Source organism: Streptomyces niphimycinicus, from assembly GCF_018883605.1.
Classification (GTDB): domain Bacteria; phylum Actinomycetota; class Actinomycetes; order Streptomycetales; family Streptomycetaceae; genus Streptomyces; species Streptomyces niphimycinicus.
The window spans coordinates 1-9,154 of sequence record NZ_JAHLEM010000352.1; the positions used below are offsets into that span (position 1 = coordinate 1).

Below are 9,154 nucleotides of genomic sequence, written 5' to 3' on the forward strand. Positions count from 1 at the left end.
CGACCGGCTGGGCGACCACCTGGCCCCCGCCGACCACCCCGGCCTGGTCTTCCCGCATCAGGACGCCGCCTTGGACTGGCTGTTCACCGAGGCCGACTGCCTGCTGGCCTGCGCCCAGCAGGCCGCCTCGGGCACCACCCTGGGCCGGGCCGCGGATCTGCTGCTCGCCGCCATGGACCTGGCCGAATCCGGTGCCAACGCCCCGCGCTACGAGGCCGTCGCCCGCGTCGTCAGCGAAACGGCACACACGGTCGGCGACACCCGGGCCGAGGGCCGGGCCCGTACCTGCCTGGCCAAGGTGCGCAACCTCACCGGCCGGCTGGAAGAGGCCGACGCGGAGGCGGAGCGCGCCCTGGCCCTGGGCTCCACGGTCGAGGACCACGTGACCATGGGCCGCGCCCTCACCGAGCGCGGCATCATCGCGCACCTCAGCCGCACCCGCTGGGACGACGCGGAGCGGCACTTCCTCCGCGCCATCGACGCCTACCGGGCCGTGGACGACCAGCCCGGCGAGGCCAGCGCGCTGTGCAACCTGTCCCGTGCGTATGTGGAGATGGGCCGCATCGACAGCGCCGTGGAACTGGCCCGGCAGGGCGTGCGGATCTACGGGAGCCTGGGCCGCACCCTGCGCCTGGCCAACGGTAAGTACGCGCTGGGCATCGCCCTGTCCGGGGCCGGAAGCCTGACGCACGCACTGGAGCAGCTCACCGAGGCCCTCGGCCTCTTCCGTGAGCACCGCCAGCCGCTCTGGGAGGGCATGACCCATCAGCGGATGGCCGAGGCGCATCTGTCCATCGGCCGCCCGGCGGAGGCCGCCACCCACGCCGAACAGGCCCTGGCCCTGCGGGGCATCGGGGGCGAGTGGCGCCGGGCCATCGTGCTGACGCTGCTCGGCAGGGCGCTGCTGGAACTGGGCCAGAACGAGCGCGCGGACGCCTGCTGGCGTGAGGCGCTGTCGATTCACGAGCGGCTCGGGGCACCGGAGGCGGAGGACGTCCGCGGGCTGCTGACCCCCGCGACCGCGGCATAATCGCGCGTCCCGTCAACCGTTCATCAATCGTTTATCGCTGTCCGGGAGTCTTAGTACCGGTCGACCCGTCCCCGCGGGGGGCAGACGGGTCGGTTGCGAGGTCACACCGTAAGGTGGGCGGCCCTTTTGAGACACCTGTCCGGCGACCCACGGGGGAGTCGCCGGGCGGGTGTCAACGGGCCTCTACCGACCAGAGCATCCGATGGAGTTGATCGTGACAGACACGGACAAGAAGCCCCAGTCCGACACCTACCGACCACTGGAAGCCGACCCGGCGACCCTCACTCCACAGGACGAGGGCCACACGCCGGCGCCACCGCAGGTGGTCACCCAGGGCGAAGGCCACACGCCCGCGCCGCCGCAGTTGATCACGCAGGGGGAGGGCCACACGCCCGCGCCCCCGCAGCTCAGCACCAAGGACGAGGGTCACACCCCGGCGCCGCCCCAGCTCAGCACGCAGGGGGAGGGCCACACGCCCGCGCCGCCGCAGCTCAGCACCAAGGGCGAGGGTCACACCCCGGCGCCGCCGCAACTGAGCCCCGAGGGCGAGGGCCACACTCCCTCGGCACCCCAGTAGGCGCACCACGGAACGCCGTTCGTATCCAACAGGTAACCGCGGGGCCGATGTCGATGACGCGGAGGGGACGTCATCGGCGTCGGCCCCTCTGTGCGGTCGCCTCCGGACGAGCGGCTTCACGCACCACCGGGCGGACCCCCTTTCCGCCAAGCTTCGACCAGTTCCGGCCAGATGGCCGAACACACGTACCCCTCTTTGTTAATTTGCAGTACAAAATAGATAATCACCCCCCGTATCGGAGGAACCGGAATGACTCGTGCCACAAAGGGCATTGCGACCTTGATTATCGCGATAGGTGCCGCGGTCGGAGCGACAAGCCAGGCAGCCGCATTCGCGGTTGCAAGCGATAGTCACACCCCTATCGTCGGCGCGAACAGTAGCGAATTCGCCACTGCCGCCGCTCCGGCCCCGCAGGGCGAGGGCCATGCCCCCACCAGCCCGCGGTAGGCGCGGCGAGACGACTTACGCAGGCCGAAGGGGCCGGGCGAACCTGCCCGGCCCCTTCGTGATGCCCTGGTGGTGACGCCCTCTTGGCGCCCCCCTTGTTGATGCCCCCTCGTTGATGCCCCCTTGGCGGCGCCCCGCCCGCGCACGCCTTCGACGGCGGGTGAGGGCTTTACGAGGGTGACCGGCCCGCGCGCAGCTCGGCCTTGAGGACCTTGCCGCTGGCGTTACGCGGCAGCTCGGCCAGAAACACCACCTGCCGCGGCACCTTGTAGTTGGCCATTTCCCGGCGCGACCAGGCGATCAGGTCGTCCGCCGTCAGTGTCGAATCCGGGCGGCGGACCGCGTACGCCTTGGCCACCTCGCCCAGCCGCGCATCCGGGATGCCGACGACGGCGACATCGGCCACATCGGGGTGGCGGGCGATGAGTTGCTCGATTTCGGCGGGATAGGCGTTGAAGCCGCCGACGATGAACATGTCCTTGATCCGGTCGGTGATGCGCAGATTGCCCTGCTCGTCCAGCACCCCGACATCGCCGGTCCGCAGCCAGCCATCGGGGGTGATGGTGCGGGACGTGGCGATCGGATCCTCGAAGTAGCCGGGGGTGATGTGGTAGCCGCGGACCCAGACCTCGCCCGGCCGCCCCGGCGGGAGTTCGCGCCCGGTGGGGTGGGCGATCTTGACCTCGGTGTCCGGGATCGCGCGGCCCGCCGTGCCCGCGATGACCTCGGGCGGATCGCCCCGTCGGCACATCGTGACGGTGCCGGACGCCTCCGTCAGGCCGTACGCCGTCAGGACGGTGCCGACCCCGAGTTCCGAGCGCAGCCGTTCCACCAGCTCCAGCGGGACCACGGCGGCGCCGGTGACGACCAGGCGCAGCGTGGACAGGTCATGGGCGGCGCGGGACGGGTGGTCGAGGAGCGACTGGTGGAGGGTGGGCGGGCCGGGGAGAACGGTGATGCGCTCGGCGGCGATATTGGCCAGGGCGGTCTCCACACTGAAGACCGGCTGCGGCACCATCGTGGCGCCGCGGCTCAGAGAGGCGATGATGCCCGCCTTGTAGCCGAAGGTGTGGAAGAACGGGTTCACGATCAGATAGCGATCGCCCGCCGCCAGCCCCGTGATCTCGCTCCAGGTGTCGAAGACACGCACGGTCTGGAAGTGCGTGGTCACCACGCCCTTGGGCCGGCCGGTGGTGCCGGAGGTGAAGGTGATGTCCGAGGGGTCCGAGGGGCGCACCGCCTCCGCCCGGGACCGGACCTGCTCCGGCGGCACGGCGTCGCCCAGCGCCAGGAAGTCCTTCCAGGTGCGGAAGGACTCCGGGCCGTTGTCGGCGAGGACGACCACCTCCCGCAGATAGGGCAGGCGCGGCAGGGGGCCATGGCCCGCCCCCTCCCCCGCCGCCCGGCGCAGCGAGGCCACATACGAGGTGCCCAGAAAGGTGCCGGTGATGAAGAGATGCGAGGCCCGGGTGCGGCGCAGCACATACGCCGCCTCGGCGCCCTTGAAGCGGGTGTTGATGGGCACCAGCACGCCGCCCGCGGTGACCGCGCCGAGCGCCGCCACGATCCAGTCGGTGGTGTTGGGCGCCCAGATCGCGGCGCGGTCGCCCGGTTCGAGACCCGAGGCGACGCACGCGGCCGCGGCGCGTTCGATCCGGGCCCCCAGCTCGGCGTACGAGATCCGGGCGCGGCCCTCGACCACGGCCTCGGCCGGGCCGTACCGCTCGACCGCCGCCCGGATCAGGGCCGGGATGGTGTTCCCCTGTGCCATCCGTTGCATCGGACCGCTCCCCTCCCCGGAACCCGGGACGGACGACCCCACTAGCTGACTACCCGTCAGATTAGCGGTAGCCTTCCCCGCTGTCAGCACCGGTGAACGCGACGACGGAGGCGGCCATGGGGGCGACGGAGACGACGAGGACGACGGCGGGGGCGATAGCGGGGGCGGGGGCGACCTTGAAGGACGCGACGGCGATAGCGGGCATCGGGCAGACCCCGTTCGCCAAACGCCTCCCCGAATCCGAGAAGACCCTGGCCTGCCGGGCGATCCTGGCCGCGCTCGACGACGCCGGCATCGCCCCGTCCGAGGTGGACGCCTTCGCCTCGTACACCATGGAGGAGACCGACGAGGTCGAGGTCGCCAAGGCCATCGGCGCCGGGGATGTGACCTTCTTCAGCAAGGTCGGCTACGGGGGCGGCGGTTCCTGTGCGACCGTCGCGCATCTGGCCGCCGCGATCGCCACCGGACAGGCGAGCGTCGGGGTGGCCTGGCGGTCGCGCAAACGCGGCAGCGGACCGCGCCCCTGGACCAACACCCGGGCACAACTGCCCACCCCGGCCCAGTGGACCCGGCCGTACGGACTGCTGCGCCCGGCCGATGAGATCGGGCTGCTGGCCCGGCGCTATATGCATGAGTACGGCGCGACCCGCGATCACTTCTTCAATGTGGCGCTGGCCTGCCGCAACCGGGCCAATCAGAACCCCGCCGCGATCATGTACGACCGCCCGCTGACCCGCGAGATGTATATGACCGCGCGCTGGATCAGCGAACCGCTCTGCCTCTTCGACAACTGCCTGGAGACGGACGGCGCGCTGGCCTGTGTGGTGGTGTCGGCCGAGCGGGCGCGCGACTGCCGGCAACGGCCCGTGTATGTGCACTCCGCCGCCCAGGGGCTGCCCGCCCAGCACCACGGGATGGTCAACTACTGGAACGACGACCCGCTCACCGGCCCCTCCTGGACCGCCGCCCGCCAGTTGTGGAAAACCGCCGACTTCGGGCCCCAGGATGTGGATGTCGCGCAGATCTACGACGCGTTCACCCCGCTGATCCCGCTCTCCCTGGAGGGCTATGGCTTCTGCGCCCGCGGCGAGGGCGCGGCCTTCACCGAGGGGGGCGCGCTGGAGATCGGCGGACGGCTGCCGCTCAACACCGGCGGGGGCGGCCTCAGCGAGGCGTACGTCCATGGCTTCAACCTCATCACCGAGGGGGTCAGACAGTTGCGCGGCACCGGCACCGCCCAGGTCCCCGGCGCCGAGACCTGCCTGGTCACGGCGGGTGAAGGGGTTCCCACATCGGCCCTGCTGCTGAGGAGTTGACCGAAACGCCATGACCCAGATGGACACGACGACGGACACCACGACCGGCGCGCCAACGGACACGACGGCTGACCCGACGACGGCCGCGAGCGGCGGAGGCGAGGGGTCCGACGGGCTGCTGGCGCCCGTCCCCGACGAGGACGGGGCGCCCTTCTTCGCCTACGCGGCCCGCGGCGAACTGCGCGTCCAGTGCTGCGCCGACTGCGGCGAACCGCGCTTTCCGCCCCGGCCCTGCTGCCCCCACTGCCAGTCCTTCGACTGCCTGTGGAAAAAGTTGAGCGGCCGTGGCCGGATCTGGTCGTATGTGCTGCCCCATCCCCCGCTGTTGCCCGCCTACGCGGCCCAGGCGCCGTACAACGTCGTCCTCGTGGAGCTCGCGGACGCCCCGCGCATCCGGCTGGTGGGCAATCTGGTCGCCGCCAGGGACGCCGCGCTGAACTCGGTCCCGCCCGAGCGGATCCGTATCGGCGCACCCGTGAAGGCCGCCTTCCACGCGACGGAGGGCGGGCTCACGGTGGTGCGCTGGCTGCTGGAGCGGCCATGACGGTCCGCACCCGGGTGGCGGAGAGCGGGGTCACGGTCGTCACCCTCGACCGGCCCGAGCGGCACAACGCCATCGATCTGGAGACGGTCGGCGAACTGACGGCCGTATGGCGGCGCTTCCGGCACGACGACGCGGTCCGGGCCGTCGTCCTCACCGGCGCGGGCGGCCGGGCCTTCAGTACCGGCATCGACCGCTCGGTGGAGGTCGCCCAGCCGCCGTCGCCCTACGCGATGGACGATCCGCTGCGCACCGTCGGGCCCAAGGCGAACGACCTGTGGAAGCCGGTGGTCGCGGCGGTGGCCGGGATGGCGTGCGGCGGGGCGTTCTATCTGCTGGGCGAGGCCGAGTTCATCGTCGCCGACGAGACGGCGGCCTTCTTCGATCCGCACACCAGCTATGGGATGGTCAGCGCCTACGAGGCCGTCTATATGGCGCAGCGGATGCCGATGGGCGAGGTCGCGCGGATGGCGCTGATGGGGACCGCGGAGCGGCTCTCGGCCCGGCGGGCGTATGAGACGGGCCTGGTCAGCGAGGTGGCCCCGGCCGGTGAGGCCCTTACGGCGGCCATCCGCGCCGCGTCGGTCATCGCGTCGTACCCGACGGAGGCGGTGCAGGGGACCGTAAGGGCGCTATGGGCGGCCAAGGAGGCGGCGCTGGCCCAGGCACTCGCCCGGGCCCCGCAGTTGATCGCGCTGGGCAATCTGCCGCCGGGGCGCCAGGCCGCGCTCTTCGCGGCCCGTACGCCCGGCTTCCGTACCCGGTGAGGCCACCGGCCCCGGATCGGCTTCTCGGGGCCTCAGGTGGAGCTCGGGTACTTCAGCGCCGAGGTCACCTTGCAGGTGAAGGACGTCTGCTCGGTGAGGTAGCGGTAGGAGGTGGCGCTGAGGGACTGGCTGCTGCCGGACGCCACGGTGACGGACTTGTAGTCGGATCCCAGCAGGCTGCCGCCGCTCTGGTTCTCCCACTCGATGGTGATCGAGTAGTGCATGGACTGCGTCTCGGGGTTCCTGACGCTCAGGGTGTACTGGAACGAGTGGGTCGACTCGTCGTAGTCGCAGCCGCTGGCACTGATGTCGTTCGTGCCGTTCGAGTTGTAGGTGGGCGGCGCGGAGTAGGTGTAGGAGGGCGTGGGGACCCCGTACGACGGCACATCGAGGTCGGAGGGGACGCCGCTGGGCAGGTCGGTGGGCGCGCCGGAGGGCAGCCCGGTGGGGAGGTCGGTGGGACCGGACGCCGGGTTGTCGCCGCCGCTCCCGCCCGAGACGAAACCGCCGAGGCCGCTGTCGTGGCTTCGGCCCTTCTTTCCGCAGCCGGTCAGCGCGATGAGCCCGACCAAGGCGACGGCGAATATCCGCATGGAGCGGCTCTGCATGGCATTACCCCCGTTGAAAAGACACATTCAAGCCAGCCATGGCCGGTTGACAAGTGCACGCCACCCTAGCAACGGGTTTGGCTACCCCAAAGTCACCAACAGGCGCGCCCGGCCCGGCTCTCAGAGGACGGAGACGACCTCACATCGCACCACGGTTCCCGACACCGAGGGATCATCGAGCGGCACCCTTACGGTCCTCGACTTCCCCGCGGGGACCCGCACATCGGCGCGCCCGGAGGTCAGGGTCGAGCCGTCCCGGTCCTGGAAGCTCATGTCGACGAGGTAGGTGTCGGCCGCGCCCGAGCGGTTGCGCACCTTCACGGTCGCCGCCGGACGGCCGCTCTTGTCGTTGCCCGCTTTGCCCGCGCAGCTCACGACGGTCGTCTGGGGCCCGTTGGACGACGCGGTGCCGCCCGAGGAGCCGCTGGACGCGCTGTCGCCGTAGTCGTCATCGTCGTAGTCGCGGTAGCGGGAACCGCCGGAGCCCGAACCGGTGGTGGAGCTCTCGTCGTCGGAGTCCGAGTAACCGCCGGAGCCGGAACTGGAACCGGAGCCCGATCCCGAATGGTGCGAGGAGGAGCTGGAACAGCCGCCTCCGCCACCCCCGTGGCCATGGCCACGCCCCTTGAACCCGGTCAGCGCCACCAGCACCACGGTGAGCACGGCCGCCAGCCGTAGACCACGCCGCATCACAGACCCCGTCCCCCGAAGACCGCGCAGAGAGTTACCCATCGACCTCCCGGCTCCCAGGAGGTCGATGAACGCCCGCAACCGTAGCAGGAATTGTCAGGGACACGGCCTGCGACCAGCCGTTCCCGGCGCAGCGCCCCCGGGGTCGGTCAGGCCCGGCCGCCCGAAGGCCGGGACTGGCCCGTGCCCTTGACCGCGTCCAGCGCGTAGACGCAGCGGTCCTTGCTGCACGCGTACACCACACCCCCGGCGGCCACCGGCGACCCGGTGATCTCGCCGCCGGTCGCCAGCTTCCAGCGAAGCTGTCCGCCCGCCGCGTCCACCGTATAGAGGCAGTGGTCGGCCGAGCCGAAGTGGACCCGGCCGTCGGCGACCACCGGCGAGCCGATGACCTCGCCGCCCGCCGCGAACCGCCACTTGGGCGTGCCGGTGACCGCGTCGAGCGTGTAGAGCGCGCCGCCGCTGCCCAGATGGACCGAGCCGTCGGCCACCAGCACCGGTTCGATCGACTGCCGGGCCTCGGTGGCGATACGCCAGCGGTCGCGGCCGTTCGCCGCGTCCAGCGCGTACACCGTGCCCAGATAGTCGGCGATATAGATGCCGCCGCCGGTCACCGCGGGCCCCGGCGCGTACGCGGGGGCGCACAGGAAGACGGCGGGCGCCTCGAAACGCCACCGCACATCCCCGCGGGCGGCGTCGAGCGCGAGCACCCGCGTCCCCGCCGAGACATAGACCACCCCATCGGGCGCCGCCAGCAGACGCAGCGGCACACCGCCGCACGACGCCGCGTCGCCCACCGGATACGACCAGCGCTCCGCGCCGGTGCGCGCCTCCAGGGCACGCAGCCGCGCGTCCGCCCACACATACACCGTGCCGTCATGGACGGCCGGGCCGGACTCGGGCGTCTCGAAGTCGGTCTGGAGCCCCTGCATCTCCCACAGCAGCTCGCCATTGGCCGCCTCCCACGCCTGGACGCCACCGCCGCGCGTCCCGGTGACGACCGTGCCGCGGTCGACCTTGAGGGAGTAGACCCAGCCGTCGGTCGACAGCCGCCAGCGCTCGGCGCCGTCCTCCGCGTCCAGCGCGTACAGCGTGGGGCCGTCCGAGGCGTGGATCCGGCCGTTCTCCACGGCCATCGCCCACGCCACGTCGCGCGTCTTGAACTGGCGCCGGCCGGTCGCCACATCCAGCGCGTGCACCTCGAACGAGGTCACATACAGCAGATCGCCCGCCACCGCCGGGGTGCCCCAGACGTCGTTGGACATCCGGAACCGCCACGGGCGCCAGCGGCCGTGCCCGGCTCCCGCGGCATGCGGCTCGGGCGGCTCGGCCGGCGGGGAGTGGGTCGGCGGCGGGACGGCGGCCATGCCGTCGCCTCCGTTCAGCCCCCCGGCGGTC

9 protein-coding genes are annotated in these 9,154 nt (G+C 71.7%); 5 read left to right on the top strand and 4 right to left on the bottom strand.

Annotated elements, in window-relative coordinates:
* On the top strand, positions 1 to 1,030 hold a 1,030-nt coding region (locus KN815_RS28390; protein WP_216344748.1), incomplete at its 5' end, for a tetratricopeptide repeat protein.
* A 214-nt stretch (positions 1,031 to 1,244) separates the two neighbouring features.
* Positions 1,245 to 1,607, top strand: a complete 363-nt coding sequence (locus KN815_RS28395) for a hypothetical protein (protein ID WP_216344749.1) — start codon at positions 1,245 to 1,247, stop codon at positions 1,605 to 1,607.
* 616 nt (positions 1,608 to 2,223) lie between these two features.
* Here the strand turns inward: KN815_RS28395 and KN815_RS28400 are convergent.
* A complete protein-coding gene (locus KN815_RS28400; protein ID WP_216344750.1) occupies positions 2,224 to 3,834 on the bottom strand; it encodes a FadD3 family acyl-CoA ligase in 1,611 nt (536 codons plus the stop codon).
* Positions 3,835 to 3,950: 116 nt separating this feature from the next.
* Between KN815_RS28400 and KN815_RS28405 the strand changes: the two genes are divergently transcribed.
* From KN815_RS28405 to KN815_RS28415, 3 genes are read left to right on the top strand one after another with little or no spacing between them, the layout of a single operon-like run.
* The gene (locus tag KN815_RS28405; RefSeq protein ID WP_216344751.1) at positions 3,951 to 5,150 is read left to right on the top strand and encodes a lipid-transfer protein; all 1,200 of its coding nucleotides are present in this window, start codon (positions 3,951 to 3,953) and stop codon (positions 5,148 to 5,150) included.
* Positions 5,151 to 5,160: 10 nt separating this feature from the next.
* Positions 5,161 to 5,694, top strand: coding sequence for a Zn-ribbon domain-containing OB-fold protein (locus tag KN815_RS28410; protein ID WP_253209293.1), 534 nt, complete (start codon positions 5,161 to 5,163; stop codon positions 5,692 to 5,694).
* Entirely contained in the window at positions 5,691 to 6,458 is a 768-nt protein-coding gene (locus KN815_RS28415; RefSeq protein ID WP_216344752.1) for an enoyl-CoA hydratase/isomerase family protein, read from the top strand. Before KN815_RS28410 ends, KN815_RS28415 begins: the two co-directional genes overlap by 4 nt.
* Before the next feature lie 32 nt (positions 6,459 to 6,490).
* Here the strand turns inward: KN815_RS28415 and KN815_RS28420 are convergent, their stop codons facing one another.
* The 3 genes from KN815_RS28420 to KN815_RS28430 form a co-directional block, all read right to left on the bottom strand.
* On the bottom strand, positions 6,491 to 7,066 hold the full coding sequence (locus tag KN815_RS28420) for a PT domain-containing protein (protein ID WP_216344753.1): 576 nt from the start codon (positions 7,064 to 7,066) through the stop codon (positions 6,491 to 6,493).
* 120 nt (positions 7,067 to 7,186) lie between these two features.
* The gene (locus KN815_RS28425) at positions 7,187 to 7,756 is read right to left on the bottom strand and encodes a hypothetical protein (protein WP_216344754.1); all 570 of its coding nucleotides are present in this window, start codon (positions 7,754 to 7,756) and stop codon (positions 7,187 to 7,189) included.
* 149 nt (positions 7,757 to 7,905) lie between these two features.
* Positions 7,906 to 9,154: PQQ-binding-like beta-propeller repeat protein (locus KN815_RS28430; protein ID WP_253209294.1), on the bottom strand; the 1,249-nt coding region annotated here is incomplete at its 5' end.